This window comes from Stutzerimonas sp. VN223-3 (assembly GCF_045999685.1).
Lineage (GTDB): Bacteria > Pseudomonadota > Gammaproteobacteria > Pseudomonadales > Pseudomonadaceae > Stutzerimonas > Stutzerimonas stutzeri_AR.
This window is the reverse complement of record NZ_RBEC01000001.1, coordinates 1,525,584-1,545,628: the sequence shown is the minus strand read 5'-3', so window position 1 is coordinate 1,545,628 and position 20,045 is coordinate 1,525,584. Positions and strand designations below refer to the sequence as shown.

Annotated in this window: 13 protein-coding genes; 9 read left to right on the top strand and 4 right to left on the bottom strand. The window is 60.2% G+C overall.

Annotation, left to right across the window (positions count from 1 at the left end; all coding sequences use genetic code 11):
- Positions 1-126: 126 nt before the first annotated feature.
- The 4 genes from D7241_RS06945 to D7241_RS06930 all read right to left on the bottom strand — a co-directional run bounded on the left by D7241_RS06945 (position 127) and on the right by D7241_RS06930 (position 7,219).
- The gene (locus D7241_RS06945) at positions 127-1,530 is read right to left on the bottom strand and encodes an efflux transporter outer membrane subunit (RefSeq protein ID WP_408100884.1); all 1,404 of its coding nucleotides are present in this window, start codon (positions 1,528-1,530) and stop codon (positions 127-129) included.
- The gene (locus D7241_RS06940) at positions 1,527-4,697 is read right to left on the bottom strand and encodes an efflux RND transporter permease subunit (RefSeq protein ID WP_408100883.1); all 3,171 of its coding nucleotides are present in this window, start codon (positions 4,695-4,697) and stop codon (positions 1,527-1,529) included. Before D7241_RS06940 ends, D7241_RS06945 begins: the two co-directional genes overlap by 4 nt.
- 113 nt (positions 4,698-4,810) lie before the next feature.
- Complete coding sequence (gene mexE / locus D7241_RS06935; RefSeq protein WP_408100882.1) at positions 4,811-6,040, bottom strand: multidrug efflux RND transporter periplasmic adaptor subunit MexE; 1,230 nt, start codon at positions 6,038-6,040, stop codon at positions 4,811-4,813.
- Between the two features lie 261 nt (positions 6,041-6,301).
- The gene (locus D7241_RS06930; RefSeq protein ID WP_255976122.1) at positions 6,302-7,219 is read right to left on the bottom strand and encodes a LysR substrate-binding domain-containing protein; all 918 of its coding nucleotides are present in this window, start codon (positions 7,217-7,219) and stop codon (positions 6,302-6,304) included.
- 265 nt (positions 7,220-7,484) lie between these two features.
- Between D7241_RS06930 and D7241_RS06925 the strand changes: the two genes are divergently transcribed.
- The 9 genes from D7241_RS06925 (at position 7,485) to D7241_RS06885 (ending at position 19,925) form a co-directional block, all read left to right on the top strand.
- Complete coding sequence (locus D7241_RS06925; RefSeq protein WP_408100881.1) at positions 7,485-8,501, top strand: zinc-dependent alcohol dehydrogenase family protein; 1,017 nt, start codon at positions 7,485-7,487, stop codon at positions 8,499-8,501.
- Positions 8,502-8,742: 241 nt separating this feature from the next.
- A complete protein-coding gene (locus D7241_RS06920; protein ID WP_408100880.1) occupies positions 8,743-9,600 on the top strand; it encodes an SDR family oxidoreductase in 858 nt (285 codons plus the stop codon).
- A 22-nt stretch (positions 9,601-9,622) separates the two neighbouring features.
- Positions 9,623-10,633, top strand: a complete 1,011-nt coding sequence (locus D7241_RS06915) for a Ku protein (protein WP_408100879.1) — start codon at positions 9,623-9,625, stop codon at positions 10,631-10,633.
- Positions 10,634-10,651: 18 nt separating this feature from the next.
- Entirely contained in the window at positions 10,652-11,569 is a 918-nt protein-coding gene (gene ligD, locus D7241_RS06910) for a non-homologous end-joining DNA ligase (RefSeq protein ID WP_408100878.1), read from the top strand.
- 157 nt (positions 11,570-11,726) lie between these two features.
- The gene (fdnG, locus tag D7241_RS06905) at positions 11,727-14,801 is read left to right on the top strand and encodes a formate dehydrogenase-N subunit alpha (protein ID WP_408101201.1); all 3,075 of its coding nucleotides are present in this window, start codon (positions 11,727-11,729) and stop codon (positions 14,799-14,801) included.
- The gene (gene fdxH, locus D7241_RS06900) at positions 14,801-15,736 is read left to right on the top strand and encodes a formate dehydrogenase subunit beta (RefSeq protein ID WP_408100877.1); all 936 of its coding nucleotides are present in this window, start codon (positions 14,801-14,803) and stop codon (positions 15,734-15,736) included. Before fdnG ends, fdxH begins: the two co-directional genes overlap by 1 nt.
- Positions 15,733-16,422, top strand: a complete 690-nt coding sequence (locus D7241_RS06895) for a formate dehydrogenase subunit gamma (protein WP_408100876.1) — start codon at positions 15,733-15,735, stop codon at positions 16,420-16,422. Before fdxH ends, D7241_RS06895 begins: the two co-directional genes overlap by 4 nt.
- Positions 16,419-17,360, top strand: a complete 942-nt coding sequence (fdhE, locus tag D7241_RS06890; RefSeq protein ID WP_408100875.1) for a formate dehydrogenase accessory protein FdhE — start codon at positions 16,419-16,421, stop codon at positions 17,358-17,360. The genes D7241_RS06895 and fdhE overlap by 4 nt, the downstream gene beginning before the upstream one ends.
- Before the next feature lie 552 nt (positions 17,361-17,912).
- On the top strand, positions 17,913-19,925 hold the full coding sequence (locus D7241_RS06885) for an alpha-1,4-glucan--maltose-1-phosphate maltosyltransferase (RefSeq protein WP_408100874.1): 2,013 nt from the start codon (positions 17,913-17,915) through the stop codon (positions 19,923-19,925).
- The last annotated feature ends 120 nt before the right edge of the window (positions 19,926-20,045 follow it).

Here is a 20,045-nt window from a genome sequence, read left to right as displayed (position 1 = left end):
CCGAACCACCTAAAGCGCTTTTTCGCAAAATTCATAATTGAAAGAGCAGGAGCGGGAATAGATCACAGTTTGCCAGTATGAATCGCCGCCCTGCGTCGCAAAGCGGCGACGCAGGGCTATCTGATGTCAGCTGTTCGCTAGCTGCCAACCTCCGCCCAAGGCCTTGTAGAGCGCGACGACACCGCGATACAGCTCGACTTCAGCCTGTGCCTGGGCGTCCTCGGCGGCGAGCCGTTCACGTTCGGCGTCCAGTAGCACAAGGAAGTCCACCGTTCCTTCGCGATAGCGGATCTCAGCCTGCTGCGCCGCGGCGCGACTGGCGCTTGATTGGCGTAGCAACGACAGCAACCGTTCCTGGGCGCGGGCGTAGTCGCTGAAGGCATTCTCAGACTCTTCCAGTGCGAGCAATACCTGCTGCTCGTAATTGGCCAACGCACCCTCGGCATCGGCTTCGGCACCGCGCAATCTGGCGCGTACGCTGCCCATGTCGAATGCCGCCCAACTGATGCTCGGTGCGACTCCCCAGGCCTGCGCAGCGCTGGAACCAATCTGCGATCCACGCCCGGCAATGAAGCCGAGGAAACCCGACAGGCTCACCCGCGGAAACAGGTCCGCCGTCGCGACGCCAACATTGGCGGTGGCCGCGGCCAACTGGCGCTCTGCCGCCCGGATGTCTGGACGACGGCGCAGCAATTCGCCGGGGTCGCCAATTGGCAACGCTTTGGCAATCGCCGGCAATTCACGTGGCGAAAGGTTGACGCTGAGCTGATCGGCGCGCTGGCCGAGCAGAGTGGCGATGCGATTGCGCGCACGGCTTTGGGTCGCCTGAAATTGCGGCAGGCTGGCCTCGGTGGCGGCCAAACGAGCATCGGCGCGCAGGACATCGAGCTCGCTCCCCATGCCGGCGTCGCGCAATTGTTCGGTCAGCCGATGCGAGTCGCGCTGATTGGCCAGGTTTTCCCGAGCGATGCGCTCGCGCAGCTGGGCGCCACGAAGCTGTCCATAGGCATCCACCAGTTCGGCGATGAGGCTCACTTGCAGCTGATAGAGCTCGGCTTCGGCGGCTTCGGTCTGGGCTTCGCTGGCTTCGATACGCCGCTGGATGCGCCCGAACAAATCCAGCTCCCAGGCCATGTCCAGACCCAAGTCGTAGCGCTCGATATTGCTGCGCTCTTCACTGAAACCGGGTTGCTGGGCTTCACCGTATTCGGCGGTAGCGCCAGCGGTTACCGTTGGGAAGCGATCGTTGGCATCGTCGTCGCGAATCGAGCGTGCCGCACGTAACCTGGAGAAGGCGATGCGCAGCTCACGGTTTTCAGCCAAAGCCTGACCGACCAACGCATCCAGCGTCGGGTCCTCGAACTGGCGCCACCAGGCGGATTCGAACCGTGAGCGGTCGAAGTCTTGCGCAGTTGCCCGATCGATCTCTGCGGGAGCCGTTTCCGGCGTACGGTAATCGGGACCAACGGCACAGGCGCTGAGGGCCAGCATTGCGGCAAGCAGGAGCGGGGCGGTGATTACAGCCTTCATGCATGGATCTCCTTCAATACAGCCTTTTTCTCCTCGCGCTTTTCGACGAAAGCGCGAATCACCAGATAGAACACCGGGGTTAACAGCAGCCCAAAGAAAGTCACGCCGAGCATCCCGCTGAACACCGCGACGCCCATGGCATGGCGCATCTCGGCACCGGCACCGCTGGACAGCACCAGCGGCACCACACCCATGATGAAGGCGAAGCTGGTCATCAGGATCGGGCGCAGGCGCAGCCGGCAGGCTTCGAGTACCGCGGCCAACCGATCCATGCCTTCTTCCTGCTTGTCCTTGGCGAACTCGACGATGAGGATCGCGTTCTTGCACGCCAGACCCACCAACACGATCAGGCCGATTTGAGTGAACACGTTGTTATCACCACCCGAGAGGATCACGCCGGTGATGGCCGACAGCAGCGTCATCGGCACGATCAGGATTACTGCCAGCGGCAGGCTCCAACTCTCGTATTGCGCCGCCAGTACCAGAAACGCCAGCAGCACGCAGAGCGGGAAGACGAACATCGCGGTGTTGCCGGCCAGAATTTGCTGATAGGTCAGCTCGGTCCACTCGTAGCTCATGCCGTTCGGCAGCTCGGCCTGGAGCAAGCGCTCCATGGCGTCTTCGGCTTGACCGGAGCTGTAGCCCGGCGCAGCTGCTCCATTGATCTCAGCGGTGAGGAAGCCGTTGTAGTGCATAACCCGATCGGGACCTGCGCTGTCGCTGACCTTGACGAAGGTCGACAGCGGAACCATTTCGCCACGGTCGTTGCGTACTTTCAGTTGGCCGATCTGCTCGGGCGTCAGACGAAACTTCTGTTCGGCCTGGACGTTGACCTGATAGGTGCGACCGAAGCGGTTGAAGTCGTTGGCATACAACGAGCCGAGGTAGACCTGCATGGTGTCGAAAATCTGATCGATCGGCACACCATGGGTTTTGGCCTTTTCCCGGTCGATATCGGCATCGATTTGCGGCACATTGACCTGATAACTGGTGAACAACCCGGCCAGCTCCGGATACTCGGCGCTCTTGGCAAGAACGTTCTGGACCTGCTTGTACAGTTCTTCGTAACCGAGATTGCCACGGTCTTGCACCTGCACACGGAAGCCCCCGATAGTGCCCAGGCCTTGTACCGGTGGTGGCGGGAAGATCGCGAGATAGGCTTCCTGGATACCTGAGAACTGACCGTTAAGCTCGGCGGCAATGGCCCCGGCGGACATGTTCTCGTCCTTGCGCTGGTCGAAGTCTTTCAGGGCAACGAAGACGATGCCGCTGTTCGGGCTGTTGGTGAAGCCGTTAATCGACAGCCCAGGGAATGCAATGGTGTTCTCCACGCCAGGGTGTTTGCCGGCGATTTCCGACATCTTCTTGATCACGTCTTCGGTACGGTCCAAGGTCGCAGCGTCCGGCAATTGCGCAAAAGCGACCAGGTACTGCTTGTCTTGCGGCGGCACGAAGCCGGTCGGCGTGCTGGCGAAACCCATGTACCCCAAGCCCACCAAGCCGACATACACCACCAAGGCAATGCCGCTACCGCGCAGGATGCGTTTCACCGCGCCAACATAGCCATGGCTGGCCCGGTCGAACACTCGGTTGAACGGCGCAAACAGCCAGCCGCCAAAGAGCTTGTCCAACAAGCGCGAGAAGCCGTCCTTAGGCGCGTCGTGACTGCGCAGCAGTGCGGCGGCAAGCGCCGGCGACAGGGTCAGCGAGTTAAACGCCGATATCACGGTAGAGATGGCGATGGTCAACGCGAACTGCTGGTAGAACTGCCCGGTGAGACCGGAAATGAACGCAGTCGGAATGAACACCGCGCAGAGCACCAAGGCCGTGGCGATGATGGGACCGGTCACTTCCTTCATGGCTTGCTTGGTGGCTTCGATCGGTGACTTGCCGAGGCCGATGTTGCGTTCAACGTTTTCCACCACGACGATGGCGTCGTCCACCACGATGCCGATGGCCAGCACCAGGCCGAACAGCGACAGCGCATTGAGCGAGAAGCCGAGCATGTGCATGACGGCGAAGGTACCGATCAGCGACACCGGTACTGCAGCCAGCGGAATGATCGAGGCACGCCAGGTCTGCAGAAACAGAATCACCACCAGCACCACTAGCACGATGGCCTCGAGTAGCGTGTGCACCACCGCCTCGATGGAACCGCGAACGAAAATGGTCGGGTCATAGACGATTTCGTAGTCCACGCCCTCAGGGAAATCCTTTTTCAGCTCGGCCATGCGCGCCCGCACCGAGTCGGAGATTTCGATGGCATTGGAGCCGGGGCGCTGGAATACCGGAATGGCAACGGCAGGCTGGTTGTTCAGCAGCGACCGCAGGGCGTACTGACTGGACCCCAGCTCGATGCGCGCGATATCCCTGAGGCGAGTGATCGAGCCGTCTTCGCCGGCGCGAATGATGATGTTCTCGAATTCTTCCTCGGTGACCAGTCGGCCCTGAGTGTTGATCGAAAGCTGAAAATCAGTCGCACCCGGTGCTGGCGGTGCGCCAAGAGAGCCGGCTGCGACCTGACGGTTCTGCTCGCGGATCGCGTTGACCACGTCCGTAGCCGTGAGATTGCGAGAGGCGACCTTGTTTGGGTCAAGCCAGACGCGCAGCGAGTAGTCGCCCATGCCGAATAGTTGCACATCACCGATTCCGTCCAGCCGTGCCAGCTCGTCCTTGACGTTGAGCGCTGCGTAGTTCGACAGATAGAGCATGTCGTAGCGCTCGTCCGGCGAGGTCAGGTGGACCACCATGGTGAGGTCCGGCGAGGCCTTGTCGACCGTCACGCCGAGGCGCTGCACCTCGGTGGGCAGAGTCGGCATGGTACGCGTCACGCGGTTCTGCACCTGCACCTGGGCATTGTCCAGGTCAGTGCCGAGCGCGAAGGTGATGGTCAGGGTCAGCTTGCCGTCGGCGGTGGCCTGCGACGACATGTAGAGCATGCCTTCAACACCAGTGATGGCCTGTTCCAGCGGCGAGGCGACGGTTTCGCCAATCACCTTGGGGTTGGCGCCGGGGAAGTTAGCGCGCACCACGACCGTAGGCGGCACTACTTCCGGGTATTCACTGATGGGCAGCTGGAACAGCGAGATGGCGCCGCCAATCAGGATGATCAACGACAGCACCGCCGCGAAAATCGGCCGCTGGATAAAGAATTGAGAGAAATTCATGACGCACTCCGGGGGAGAGGGTGCGCATCACGCACCCTGACGGAATCGGTTTTCGGGGTGTGCGCCGAGGCGCACTGTCGACTGGCTGCTGCGCTAACTCAGCTGCTATCTGTTTAACTGCTGGGGCGTCGCGGCACGCTGCGATCGACCACCTCGGTCTTGAACGCCGCGGTGATGGCGCGATGCTGTTCTTTGAGAGCGGCGAGGGTATCGGCGTCTGCCATGGGCACGGTTTCTGGCGAAACTGTATTGCCCGGACGGACACGCTGCAGGCCGTTGACGACGATGGTTTCGCCTTCATTGAGACCGCTGCGGACGATGCGCAGCCCTTCGAGTTTCGGTCCCAGTTCGATGGAGCGGTAATTCACCTTGCCGTCCTCGCCAAGCACCAGCACAAACTTCTTGCCCAGATCGGTTCCCACTGCCACGTCCTTGATCAGCACTGCATCGTAGGTGGCGCTGCCAACCAGCTTCATCCGCGCATAAAGACCCGGCGTGAAGCGCCCATCACGGTTGTCGAACACGGCGCGCCCACGGATGGTGCCGGTACGCGGATCGACCTGGTTATCGATGAAATCCATATGGCCGAGGTGCGGGTGACCGTCCTCACTGGAAAGTCCGAGGTAAACGGGCGTCGCCTCGCCGCGTTCGCCTTCGCGGGCCAGTTCGCGGTACTTCAGGTAGGTACGCTCGTCCGCTTCGAAGTAGGCGTAGACCTTTTCGGTGGAAACCAGTGTAGTGAGCAACGCCTCGCCAGCGTTGACCAGGTTGCCGGCGGTGATCATTGCGCGACCTGCACGACCGTTAATCGGTGCGGTGACGCGGGTGAAGCTGAGGTCCAGTTTGGCTGCCTCCAGTTGCGCCTGTATTGCCGCAACTGCGGATTTCGCTTCGCTGGCGGCACTGACGCGAGCGTCGGCCAGTTCAGCGGAAATCGCATTACTGGCCCGTAGCCGCTCGCCGCGCTGGGCTTCACTGGCGGTGCGTTGCTGCGTGGCGCGTGCCTGTTGCAACTCGGCTTGCAGGCGTTTTACCTGAGCCTCGAACGGGCGAGGGTCGATCTGAAACAACAGATCGCCTTTCTTGACCAGTGCGCCTTCCTCGAACGCGACCCTATCGATGAAGCCGGAAACCCGCGGGCGGATCTCGACCGACTCGGGTGCTTCCAGGCGCCCGGTGAGCTCGTCCCATTCGGTGACTTGCTGCTCGATGACTTCAGCGACGCTGACAGCCGGCGCCGGCATCGCCGCTTCGGTGGCTTCAGGTGCTTGCCCGCAGGCGCCAACAAGGGCAGCGACAACCGCAACCAATGGGTAACGCAGGGCTTTGAGTGAACGTTCCATGCCTTGACTCCGCAACTCGTTTTTATCGATGGCGGGAGTGTGCGGGGCAGCCTCTGAATGCAGAAATCGAACGAGGCGAATATGGATATCACTCGCAATGATGTTGCAGATCGTTTCATCAATGGCGAGAGAGTACGGGCGTCGGGCGGCGCTCCCGTTTCAGCTCGGCCTCGGCTGTGGCGGGCTAAAGCCCACCCTACGGAAGAGGAAACGGTGATCCGCCCCGTAGGATGGAAGAAACCCATCGCCATTCGGGTTGTTTCAGAGACTATCCGGATCGCCAACGAACATCTGGATACGCGAGCGCAGCCAACGTTCGGCGGGGTCGTTGTCCTGGGCGCCGCGCCAGGCCATGGACAGCTCGAAGTCCTGGCTGGTCTCGAATGGCAGTGGCTCTGCACGGACCCCACCATTGGCGGCCAGGGCCGCAGCGGCGTAGTCCGGCACGGTGGCAACCAGATCGGTACCCGCCAGCAAGCTCGCCAGCCCGTTGAACTGCGGGACCGCCAGCACCACCTTGCGCTTGCAGCCATGCAGCGCCAGTTCCTCGTCGATGTAACCGTTCAGATCTCCAGCAAAAGAGACCATGGCATGTGGGCGCGAGCAGTAGTCCTCCATGGCCATGCGGCCAGGAATGCTGTCGGCGCGCAGCAGCATCGGTTTCGGCCGGCGCAAGATCTTGCGTTTGGCATTGGCTGGCAGCTCCACGGTGTAGCAGACGCCTACTGAGATTTCCCCGGATGCCAGTAGGCCAGGCATCAATAGATAGTTGGCACGCCGCACGACCAGCACCACACCCGGCGCCTCGGCGCGTATGCGTCGGAGCAACTGAGGCAACAAGGCGAATTCGACCTCGTCCGTCAGGCCAATGCGAAATACCAGTTCGCTTGTGGCTGGATCAAAAGTCGAGGCGCGGCTGACCGCTGTGGAAATCGAATCCAGCGCAGGTGAGAGCAGGCCGGCAATTTCCTGCGCGCGAGCGGTCGGTTCCATGCTGCGGCCGGTGCGCACGAACAGCGGATCGTCGAACAACGTGCGCAGGCGCGCCAGTGCGGCACTGATTGCCGGCTGGCCGAGAAACAGTTTTTCGGCCGCTCGGGTCACGCTGCGCTCGTGCATCAACGTTTCGAAGACGATAAGCAGGTTCAGATCCACGCGGCGAAGGTCGTTGCGATTCATGCCATTCACTTCAAGCTGTGGTCAGACAAAGGGCGTGGCTGACCTTCAAGGTTGCGCCTGCATTCTAGACAGATCGGCGTGACGCCGGCATGTCCATTTCCGCTTTGCAATTACACAAACCTGCAGGTCGTGATTCGGATTTACATACAAAGCATCATCATTCCCGCGCATGGAGACTATCGAGCGGAATGCGGGAATCGCGGCTGGAGTTGTGTCGGCAGTGCAGATAGAGTCACTAATACAGTAGTAACCGAGGGGTCTTTCAATGTCCCGCATCATCCGTTTCCATCAGTTCGGCCCTGCCGAAGTTCTGCGCTACGAGCAGCAGGACGTGCCACGCCCGGGTCCCGGCGAAGTGCTTATCGGCGTGGGCGCTATCGGCATCAGCTGGAACGACGTGCTCTGGCGGCAAGATCTTGCGCCACGCCACGCGCGGCTGCCGGCGGGGCTTGGCAGCGAGATCGCCGGCGAAGTACTGGCCGTCGGCGACGAGGTGGATGGCTTCACGGTGGGTGATCGGGTGGCAAGCTTTCCAGCGCATGACCTCAATCAGTACCCACTCTATGGCGAGCGCGTGCTGCTACCGCACACTTCGCTCGTTCATTATCCCGACATACTCAGTCCGATCGAAGCCTCTATCCACTACACGCCAGCGCTGGTGGCTTACTTTGCGCTGGTTGAACTGGCGCAGCTCGAACCGGGGCAGTATGTCCTTATAACCGAAGCCCGCCATTGCACCGGCCCGACCGCTGTCCAGGTGGCGAAGGCATTGGGTGCGCGGGTGATCGCCACGTGCGATACGGCCGAAGATCGCGATTTCCTGCGTGAGTTGGGTGCCGAAACGGTGATCGCCACCGAAGAGGAAGACTTGGTCGGCCGGCTGCAAAAAATCACCGCTGGCACGGGCGTCGAGGTGGTGCTCGACGCCTGTGGCGGGTCTCAGATGAAGCTCCTGGGCGATGTCATCGCACCGCGCGGTAAGCTGATTCTTTACGGACTGAACGGCGGCAACGAGACAGCTTTTCCGGCGTGTGCGGCGTTCAAGAAAAATTTCAAATTCTTCCTTCATTGTTTGTGCGATTTCACCGGCCAGCCGGAAATGGGTATCGAACAGAATCGTGACGCGGTCCAGCGCGCGCTGTTGCATATCAACCAGCTCACCGCCGACCGGCTGATCACGCCGCAAGTCGACAAGGTGTTCGCATTCGATGAGGTGGTTGCCGCCCACCAGTACGTCGAAAGCGGCGTTCCGCGCGGACGGGTCGTGCTTGGCGTCGAGTGACACAGGCCCGCACAGACCGCATGAAAACTACTACGCTCGGTTAGGCCGCGTTAAAAACACGCTCGGAATGCTCATTTACAACTCGTAAACTCCGCTTCCTCGCCTGTTTTTGCCTTGCCTACCCTTCGCTCGCTACGTTTTCACGCGGTCTGCCGGGGCCTCTCATCGCTTCATAGAAACTTTTCCCTCGCCGTTCAAGTCCTCCGAAGACAGGTAATTCACCTTGACGGAGGAAATCTACATGGCCGAAGAAAAGCAGACGCTGCCGCCTCAGGAACAACCCGAACCCGGCAAGGAAGGCTTGATGAATCCTCGCCCGGAGTTCAAGGGTGAAGACTACAAGGCCGCCGGCAAACTGCAGGGCAAAGTCGCGATCATTACCGGAGGTGACAGCGGCATCGGTCGTTCGGTGGCCGTGCTGTTCGCCCGCGAAGGCGCCGATGTGGCGATTCTCTATCTCGATCAACACCAGGACGCTGACGAAACCCGCCGCGTGGTCGAAAGCCACGGTCGTCAATGCCTGACATTCGCCGGCGACGTCGCCGATCGCGAGGTCTGCCGCAAGGTCGTCGATGAGACGCGGGCGAAGTTCGGCAAGCTCGACATTCTGGTCAATAACGCGGCTGAGCAGCATCCACAGAAAGGCCTGGAAGACATAAGCGAAGAGCAGTGGGAGAAGACCTTCCGCACCAATATCTTCGGCATGTTCCAGATGACCAAGGCCGCGCTGCCGCACCTCAAAGAAGGTGCATCCATCATCAATACGACTTCCGTGACGGCTTACAAAGGCAGTCCGCAGCTGCTCGATTATTCCGCGACCAAGGGCGCCATCACGGCGTTCACCCGCTCGCTGTCGATGAACCTGGCCGAGCGCGGCATCCGCGTGAATGGCGTAGCGCCAGGCCCGATCTGGACGCCTTTGATTCCGTCCACCTTCGATGCGGACAAGGTTGCCGAGTTTGGCGCCAATGTGCCCATGAAGCGCCCCGGCCAGCCGGACGAAGTGGCTCCGGCGTATGTCTATCTCGCCAGCAGCGATTCGTCATACGTCAGCGGCCAGGTGATTCACATCAACGGCGGCTCGGTGGTCAACGGCTAAGCCACGCCATAGGAGTAACGATATGCCTCGCACGATCTGGAAGGGTGCCGTCAGTTTCGGTCTGGTTCATATTCCCGTCGCGCTGGTGCCCGCCACTACCCGCACCGGGATCGACTTCGATTGGCTGGACAAGCGCAGCATGGACCGGGTCGGCTACAAACGAATCAACAAAACCACCGGCGAAGACATCGACAGCGAGAACATCGTCAAAGGCGTCGAGTACGAGAAGGGTCACTACGTCGTGATAAGCGATGAGGAAATCAAGGCAGCGCACCCCAAAGCGACGCAGACGGTGGATATCGTCGCCTTCGTCGACGCCAAGGACATATCGTTCCTCTATATCGACACGCCTTACTACCTGACGCCCGACCGACGTGGCGAGAAGGTTTATGCGCTGTTGCGCGAAACACTGATCCAGACCGGCAAAGTGGGCATCGCCAACGTCGTGCTGCGTAACAAGCAGCATCTGGCGGTGGTGATGCCTCTGGGCAAGGCGCTGGTGATGAACACGCTACGTTGGGCTGAGGAAGTGCGTGGGCTGGAATACCTTGAGATGAAGGACGAAGCGCTCAACGCCGACCTCAACCCGCGCGAGCTGGACATGGCCAAGCGACTGGTCGAGGACATGAGCGACGAATGGAATCCCGACCAGTACAAGGACACGTTTCAGGACCAGATCATGGACCTGGTGGAAACCAAGGCCCGCGAAGGCAAGATCGAAGCCGTGGGCGGGCCGGAGGAGGCGGTCGATCGCCGCAGCGCCGATGTCATCGACCTGACCGAACTGCTCAAGCGCAGCCTGGCAGGAAAGCCCTCCGCGAAAAAGGCGGCACCCCAAGAGGAAGTCGACGATTCGGACGAGGCAGAAGAAGCAGAAGAGGCCGCGCCACGCAAGCGCACAACGAGCAAAACCGCCGCCAGCACCAAGGCCAAGCCTGCTGCCAAGTCGACGGCTAGCAAGGCGTCCGGCAGCAAATCATCGACTACTCGCAAGAGCACCGCGACGAAATCGAGTACCAAGAAAGCCAGCTGATTTCGACGGGAGCTCCGTGTGCCAGAAAAATCCGGCAAAAGCCGCCCCGATGTGGGCGGTATCGGCATCAGCAGCCCGCAGCGGATCATTGATGCGCGCAGTGGCGCCACCAAATTGCAGCTCGCTCAGTACTATCTGGCGGTAGGCGATTGGATAACACCGCATTTGGCCAATCGACCGCTCTCCATCGTTCGCGCTCCCGAAGGTGTGGGCGGCGAGAGCTTTTTCCAACGTCATTGCGGCCGTTTGAAGATGCCGCATATGCGCGTACTGGATAAATCCCTCGACCCTGAACACGCGCGCCTCATCCAGGCGGACAGCGTCACGGCAGTGGTCGAGGCGGCGCAGATGGGCACTATCGAATTTCATACCTGGAATGCTCGCAGCGACCGTATCGATCGCCCGGACCGCATCGTGTTCGACCTGGACCCGGACCCGGAATTGCCGTGGACGCGGATGATTGAAGCGACCCGTATGACGCTGGACCTGCTTGGCGAATTGGGACTCAAGGCATTTCTGAAGACCAGCGGCGGGCGCGGCATGCATGTGGTGGTGCCGATCGAGCGTCGCCAGAGCTGGGATTGCATCAACGAATTCGCCCGCGGCGTGACGCTGCGTCTGGCCACCGAGGCGCCCGAACGGATTGCCGGAAAAATGGGGCCGAAGAACCGGGTCGGCAAGATTTTCGTCGACTACCTGCGTAACCAGCGTGGCGCCAGTACCGTGGCAGCTTATTCAGCTCGCGCACGGCCAGGCTTGCCGGTCTCGGTCCCGATCACGCGCGAGGAACTGGACCAGATTACCGGTGCGGATCAGTGGAGCATCTTGAACCTGCACGAGCGGTTGGATTCGCAAAGCAAGGACCCTTGGTCCGACTATGCATCGACCAGGCAAACGATCTCGGCACGTTTGCTCAAAGATCTCACCGGTCACTGACGCGACAGGTGACCTTTCTAAAAGCCGATCTCCAGCTAGCCTTGCACTAGCAACCATGCGCCGGCCCGCCTGTCCCTCTGCAGGACCTATCGTAGAGCGGCTGAAGTCGATTTTTCAGACGGGCAGACATAACAAATAACAGGAGATACCGATGACCGTGCGAGTATCCCGGCGACAGTTCCTTAAGTTCGGTGCGGCGGGTGTAGGCGCATCGAGCATGGCCATGATGGGGTTTGCGCCTGATGAAGCCGTCGCGTCGATTCGTCACTTCAAACTGACCGGCGCCAAGATCTCTCGCAACATCTGCACCTACTGCTCGGTAGGCTGCGGCATGTTGCTCTATTCGCGCGGCGATGGCGCCGCCAATGTGGTCGACCAGATCTACCACGTCGAAGGCGATCCGGATCATCCGGTCAGCCGCGGTTCGCTGTGCCCGCGTGGTGCCGGCGTGCTTGACTTCATAAACAGCGAATCTCGGGTCAAGTACCCGGAGGTGCGCGAGCCGTTCACCAACGAGTGGAAACGCATCAGCTGGGATGAAGCCTTCACGCGTATCGCGCGGCACATGAAGGATGATCGCGACAAGAATTTCGAGACGCATGACGAGCAGGGGCGGTTGGTCAACCGCTGGATGACGACCTCGATGGTCGCGGCTTCGGCCTGTACCAACGAGACCGCCTATCTCACGCAGAAGATTTCCCGCGCGCTCGGCATCCTCAAGATCGACAACCAGGCGCGCGTCTGACACGGACCAACGGTGGCAGGTCTTGCCCCAACATTTGGTCGCGGTGCCATGACGAACCACTGGGCTGACATTGGCAATGCCAACGTCGTCCTCTCCATGGGTGGCAACTCCGCTGAAGCGCATCCGGTGGGCTTCCGCTGGGTCATGCGTGCCAAAGAGCGCAGCAATGCGATCCTGATTTCGATCGACCCACGCTTCAACCGCACCACAGCGGTGGCGGATTACCACGCTTGGCTCCGTACCGGTACGGACATCGTGTTTCTGGGTGGTTTCATCAACTACCTGATCGAATCCGACCGTTACGCTCACGAATACGTCCGCGAATACACCGATGCCAGTCTGATCGTCAGAGAAGGCTTTGGCTTCGAAGAAGGGTTGTTTGCCGGCTACAACCCAGAGGACAAAACCTACGACCGGGAAACCTGGAATTTCGAGCTGGACGAGCGCGGCTTTGCGCGCTCCGATCCGGGCCTCGAACATCCGCGCTGCGTGTTCCAGCTGATGCGCGAGCATTACAGCCGTTACACCATCGATCAGGTGGAGAACGTCTGCGGCATGCCCAGGGACAAGGTGCAGGAGTTGTGGGATCTGATGGCGCAGACATCCGCGCCCGACAAGACCATGACTATCCTCTACGCCTTGGGCTGGACGCAGCACACCATCGGCTCGCAGATCATTCGTTGCGGTGCGATGGTGCAACTGCTACTTGGCAACATGGGCATGCCTGGCGGCGGCGTGAATGCGCTGCGCGGGCATTCCAATATTCAGGGCCTGACCGACATCGGCCTGCTTTCCAACCTGCTGACGGGTTATCTGAACCTGCCATCGGCAGATTTGCAGACCTACGCCGATTACATGAAAACCCGCATCAAGCCGCCGCTTGTCGAAGGCGAGGTGTCCTACTGGAAATTCTACGAACGCTTCTTCGTCAGCTTGATGAAAGACTGGTACGGAGACGTCGCTACGGTCGAGAACGACTGGTGCTACGACTGGTTGCCAAAGCTCTCCGAGCCGATCTACGACGTGCTCTATGCCATCAACGACATGACCTTGGGCAAGATGACCGGAGCGTTCTGCCAAGGCTTCAATATCCTTGCTGCATTTCCGAACAAGGCCAAGGTCATGGATGGCCTGTCGAAGCTCAAGTACTTCGTGATCATGGACCCGCTGACTGTCGAAACCGGCGAGTTCTGGAAAAACTTCGGTGAATACCACGACGTCGACCCATCGAAGATCGGCACCGAAGTGTTCCGCCTGCCCACCACCTGCTTCGCCGAGGACGACGGCTCCATCACCAACAGCTCGCGCTGGCTGCAATGGCATGAGAAAGCCGCACCGGGGCCCGGCGAGTCGATGACCGATACTGAAATTCTCGGCGAAGTCATGTTGCGGTTGAAGCACCTGTATCAGGAGGAGGGCGGCGCATTTCCAGACCCGATTCTGAATCTCACCTGGAACTACAAGGTCCCGCAGTTTCCGAAAGCCTCGGAGCTGGCCAAGGAATACAACGGCAGGGCATTGGCGGATCTGACCGACGAGGCGGGTAATGTGATCCGCCGCAAGGGCGAACTGCTGAAGGATTTCAGCGAGCTTCGCGCGGACGGTTCGACCGCTTGTGGTTGTTGGATCTATTCCGGCGCCTGGACCGAAGAAGGCAACATGATGGCCCGGCGCGACAACTCCGACCCCTACAACACAGGTAACACGCTGGGGTGGGCCTGGTCATGGCCGATGAACCGTCGACTGCTCTATAACCGTGCTTCAGCGCGGCCAGACGGCACGCCATGGGCACCTAACAAGGCGTTCATCTGGTGGAATGGCGAACGCTGGACAGGCGCGGACGTACCGGATTTCCCGCTGACCTCGCCACCGTCTCAGGGTGTTAAACCATTCATCATCACGCAGACCGGGACCGGGCATTTCTTCGCATCCGAGTGGATGAACGAAGGGCCGTTCCCGGAACACTACGAACCGATGGAAACGCCCATCGACCGTAACCCGATGAGTCCGAATAACCCGTTGGCGCTGCACAACCCGATTGTCCGCGTGTTCGAGCAGGATCGGGATTCGTTCGGCAACAACCAGGACTTCCCTTACGCGGCGACGACTTATCGCCTCACGGAGCACTTCCATTACTGGACGACGCATGCGCGGCTCAATGCGATTGCCCAGCCAGAGAAGTTCATCGAGATGAGTGCTGTACTCGCCGGGGAGTTGGGCATTGCGGCTGGTGATCGAGTACGAGTGACATCCAAGCGCGGTTTCATCACTGCTGTCGCGGTGGTGACCAAGCGACTGGTCCCGCTGCAGATCGACGGGCGTACCGTGCATCAGATCGGCATTCCCATTCACTGGGGCTTCAAAGGCGTGGCGAAGAAGGCGCATCTGACCAACACCCTCACCCCGTTTGTGGGTGACGGGAATACACAGACGCCGGAATTCAAGTCGTTTCTGGTGAACGTGGAGAAGATTGGAGGAGCCGTCTGATGCGTGGTGACCAGATCAACCTGCAAAACATCATCGCCCGCTCGGCGACCACCACGCCCTCGCCGCAAGTGCGGCATGGCGGTGTGGAAAAGGTCACCAAACTGATCGATGTCTCTGTCTGCATCGGCTGCAAAGCCTGCCAGGTGGCTTGTTCGGAATGGAATGACCTGCGCGATGAAGTCGGCGAATGCGATGGGACTTACAACAATCCCCAGGACCTGACGGCGGAATCCTTCGAAGTAATGCGCTTCAGCGAATACGAGGACGAGCAGGGCAACCTCGAATGGCTGATCCGCAAGGACAACTGCATGCACTGCGCCGAGCCGGGCTGCCTCAAGGCCTGCCCGTCGCCTGGCGCTATCGTGCAGTACGCCAATGGCATCGTCGATTTCAACTCGGAACACTGCATCGGTTGCGGCTATTGCGTCGCCGGGTGTCCCTTCGATATCCCACGGATTTCGAAGAAGGACAACAAGGCCTACAAATGCACGCTGTGTTCCGATCGGGTATTCCATGGTCTCGAACCGGCCTGTGTGAAGAGCTGCCCGACCTCGGCCATCATGTTCGGCACCAAGGAGGACATGCTCGATTACGGCGCCCATCGGGTCCAGCACCTGCAGGGGCGCGGCTACGAGAACGCTGGCATCTACGATCCGCCCGGTGTTGGCGGCACCCATGTGGTTTATGTGCTTCAACATGCCGACAAGCCCGAAATCTACAGTGGCCTGCCGAAGGACCCGCATATCAGCCCGACCGTGGAGCTGTGGAAGGGCGTAACCAAACCGATTATGTCCGTAGCGCTAGGCGTGTCGGTGCTGGCCGGGTTCTTCCATTACGTGATGAAGGGGCCGAAGGAAGAACCGGAGGATGACCCCGATCCAGAGCTGGCTGCGGCTGACCGGGAGCTCGATCGTCGCGGGGAGGACCGGTTATGAGCCATTCAAACGTCAAGCACGGCATTCTGCGTTACGGCTGGTGGGCGAGGGTCAATCACTGGTTGATCGCAATCAGTTTCGTGCTGTTGACGCTGAGCGGCCTCGCACTGTTCTATCCGGCGTTTTTCGGGCTGACCTCGCTGTTTGGTGGCCCGGAGCCGACACGCATCGTGCACCCGTACATCGGCGTGTTCATGTCGTTGTTTTTCGTCATTCAGGCGGTGCGCTTCTTCGGCGACAACCTGATCCGAAAACACGATGTGCAGTGGGCCAGGCAGATCGGCGACGTGCTCAGTAACCGCGACGAACGACTGCCTCCGGTCGGCAAGAACAACGCTGGGCAGAAGCTGGTGTACTGGATTTTCCTTGCCACCGTGCCGGTGCTGCTGATTACCGGCATCGTGCTCTGGCGTCCGTGGATCGCGGACGACATGCCGGTCTGGGCGCTGCGCTGGGCCGTGATGATTCATGCGATTACGGCATTTATCGCGATCATCACGTTGGTGATCCACATCTACTCGGCGATCTGGGTCAAAGGCTCGGTACGCGCCATGACTCAGGGGCGCGTCAGCCACGCCTGGGCGCGGCATCACCATGGGCTTTGGTACGAAGACATCATGCGCAACAAGAAATCCGATACCGAGAGCGCCGCACCAAATAGCGAAGTGCAGGACCGCCGTCGATGAAAGAAGAACCAGTGAACCATTCGTACGGAAGCGCACCTTCCGGAATCATGGAGGCGCCTCACGTAGTGTTGCCGGACGCCAAAGTCTTCAGCAAACGGGCGACTCGGCTGCGCGAACTCGTTGTGCAAGTTCCCTCGTTGGACGAGTTTCTCGCATTCATGGCCCGCCTGGTGCAGGCGCAGCACCAGGTACTGATCGAGCGTGAGCCTGCCTGGCGACCGGCGGCGGATGCGTTCGATCAGGCCTTGAAACATGAAATGCCGCCGTTGGGTTTTCGCGCGTTGCGACGTGATGTGCACTGGCAGGATGATTTGTTCGCCATCCTCGACGCGATGGAGTTGCACGTGGGCGAACGTCAGCGACCGTTACTCATAGCGCTACGCGAGATGCCCGCCGAACAGCTCGACGAACTCGCCGACGACGTATTCGAGGCGTGCCCGGGCAACGCGGCGACACGCGCTTTGTTGCCGCTGGTAGCCGCGGCATTACAGGTCGCCTGGATGCGTCTGGCTATAGACCTGCCTAAAGCGCCAGCGCGACCTACCGGTGATGCGCAGGCGCTTTGTCCGAGCTGCGGCGCTGCGCCGGTGGCCAGCGTCGTGCACAACGAGCGCCATCGCAGTGGCGTGCGCTATCTGCACTGTTCGCTATGCGCGACGGAATGGCACCTCGAACGCATCAAGTGCAGCGCGTGCGGCAGCAGCGGCAAGCTGATCTATCTGACGCTGAATGACGAGCAAGGCAAGCCTTTCCTGCCGGTCCAGGCGGAAGCCTGCGATGAATGCCACAGCTACCTGAAGGTGATGCAACGTGAACTTCACGGGCGCGCCGACCCGGTTGCCGACGACCTCGCCAGCCTGGCGCTGGATCTGCTGTTGGCCGAGCAGGGCGTATACGGGCGCAGCGGCTACAACCCTTTGTTGATCGCCGGAGACTGATCAGCACGTCAGAGCGTTTCGTAGGCGAGAGCTTGCTCGCGAATGCGGTTGTCAATACAGCAGCGGCGCCCCGATTCGCCAGCAAGCTGGCTCCTACAAAAGCAGCCGTTTGTCGTTCAGGCTTCTAATGTAAAGCCATCAATATTCAGTTAACCCCTCGCTCTGTTACTCATTCCCGCACCGTCCACTGTAGGAGCGAGCTTGCTCGCGAACGCGCGCCTCATTACGGCCGCAGAGCCCCGTTTCGCCAGCAAGCGGGCTCATACAAAGCAGTCACTGCGATCGCTTATGGGAAGTCATCGGCGTTCGTCTTTTGCCATCAGCTTCGGCAGCGCTATGCACTGGCGATCAACAGGCGTGCCATAGGGCGGTGCGGCGACGTGCAGCGGGCTTTTACGCTGAACTTTTGAGGCCTCCCTTGGCTCGGAAGAACAGAGCCCGTGAAAGCCCGTATGGCGGGTTTTTCCTCCGGTAAATCCAACCCGCTCGATTCCAGATCGTAAGTGGAGGGATTTGCTGTACCGCAACGCCTTGGTCTCAGGAGCCCGTTCGATGAACGATGCACAGCCCCATGTAACGATTCACCCCCGACTTGAACAAGCACTGCAGATGCCGCGTATTGCCATCGAGGCGACTGAGCCGGTTCTCGACGGTGGCCGATTCGCTGCCAAGGCCATCATCGGCCATCCGGTTAATGTCACCAGCAAGATCTTCGCCGACGGCCATGACCAGCTTGCCGCCGCGATCTGCTGGCGTACCAAGGACGAAAGCGCCTGGCGCCGGGCACGCCTCAAGCTGCTCGGCAACGACAGCTGGGAAGGTCAGTTCACGCCGACGCAAGTGGCGGGCCACGAATTCATGATCGAAGCCTGGTGGGACATCTACGAGACCTACCGTTACGAACTGTCGAAGAAGCATGCCGCCGGGGTACCGGTTCAACTCGAATTGGAGGAGGGGCGCCTGCTGCTGGAGCGGGCCAGTCAGCGTGCACACGGAGAAACCAAGGCGATTCTCGACGATTTGCTGCATCGTTTGAGCATGGCGCACCTTGACGATGAGCGCGTCTCGGTGATGCTTGCCAGTGAAACCGCTGCTGCCATGGCCGATGCCGACCCGCGCGAGCATTGCAGCCAGAGCGAAGTGTTCCCCCTCGAGGTCGAGCGACCCCTGGCGCAATTCGCCAGTTGGTACGAGCTGTTTCCACGCTCCGAAACCGACGATCCGAATCGTCACGGCACCTTCCGCGATGTGCACAAACGTCTGCCGTCGATCCGCGACATGGGCTTCGATGTGCTCTATTTCACGCCGATTCATCCCATCGGCCGTCAGCACCGTAAAGGCCGAAACAATACGCTGAACGCCGGCCCGAACGATCCGGGCAGTCCCTATGCCATCGGTAGCGAAGACGGCGGCCACGATGCTGTGCACCCGCAGCTCGGTTCGGTGCAGGATTTCCGTGATCTGGTTGCCGCTGCCCGCGAGCATGGTTTGGAAATCGCGCTCGACTTCGCCATCCAATGCTCCCAAGACCATCCCTGGCTGAAGGAGCATCCAGGCTGGTTCTCGTGGCGGCCGGACGGGACCATTCGCTATGCGGAGAACCCGCCGAAGAAATATCAGGACATCGTCAACGTCGACTTCTACGCCGAAGACGCCATGCCCGACCTGTGGATCGCGTTGCGCGATGTGGTCTGGCATTGGGTCGAGCAGGGCGTGAAGATCTTCCGCGTCGACAACCCCCATACCAAGCCGTTGCCGTTCTGGGAGTGGATGATCGCCGATATTCGTGAGCGCGATCCGGACGTGATGTTCCTCTCTGAAGCGTTCACCCGGCCGGCCATGATGGCGCGCCTGGGCAAGGTCGGTTTCAACCAGAGCTACACCTACTTCACTTGGCGCAACAACAAGGCGGAGCTGAGTGAATATTTCACCGAACTCAACGAGCCTCCGTTGCGCGATTGCTACCGGCCGAACTTCTTCGTCAACACGCCCGATATCAACCCGTTCTTCCTGCATGACTCCGGCCGCCCAGGATTCCTGATCCGCGCCGCGCTGGCGACCATGGGCTCAGGGCTCTGGGGCATGTATTCCGGCTTCGAGCTGTGCGAGTCCGCGGCGATTCCCGGTAAGGAGGAATACCTGGATTCGGAGAAGTACGAGATTCGCCCACGCGACTACCACGCGCCGGGCAACATCATCGCCGAGATTGCGCAGCTCAATCGCATCCGCCGAAAGAACCCGGCGTTGCAAACTCATCTCGGTTTCAAGGCTTACACAGCCTACAACGACAATATTCTCTTCTTCGGCAAGCGCACGCCGGATCGTTCGAATTTCATTCTGGTTGCGATCAGCCTTGACCCGCACAACGCCCAGGAAGCGCATTTCGAATTGCCGTTGTGGGAGCTGGGCTTGCCTGACCATGCCGAGACGCGCGGCGAAGACCTCATGAACGGGCATCGCTGGACCTGGTACGGCAAGACCCAGTGGATGCGAATCGAGCCATGGCACCTGCCGTTCGGCATCTGGCGGCTCGCCGGCGACGCCGTTGATCCGGACTTAAAGTAGATTCTAGAAAAGTTCGCGTAGCTCTAAATATCAATAAGTTATGCGAAGTAGTTAAGAGATAGTCTAGCTAACTAATTTGCTGAATCCACTTTGTAAGCCTCCGTCAGACACCTTGGTGTG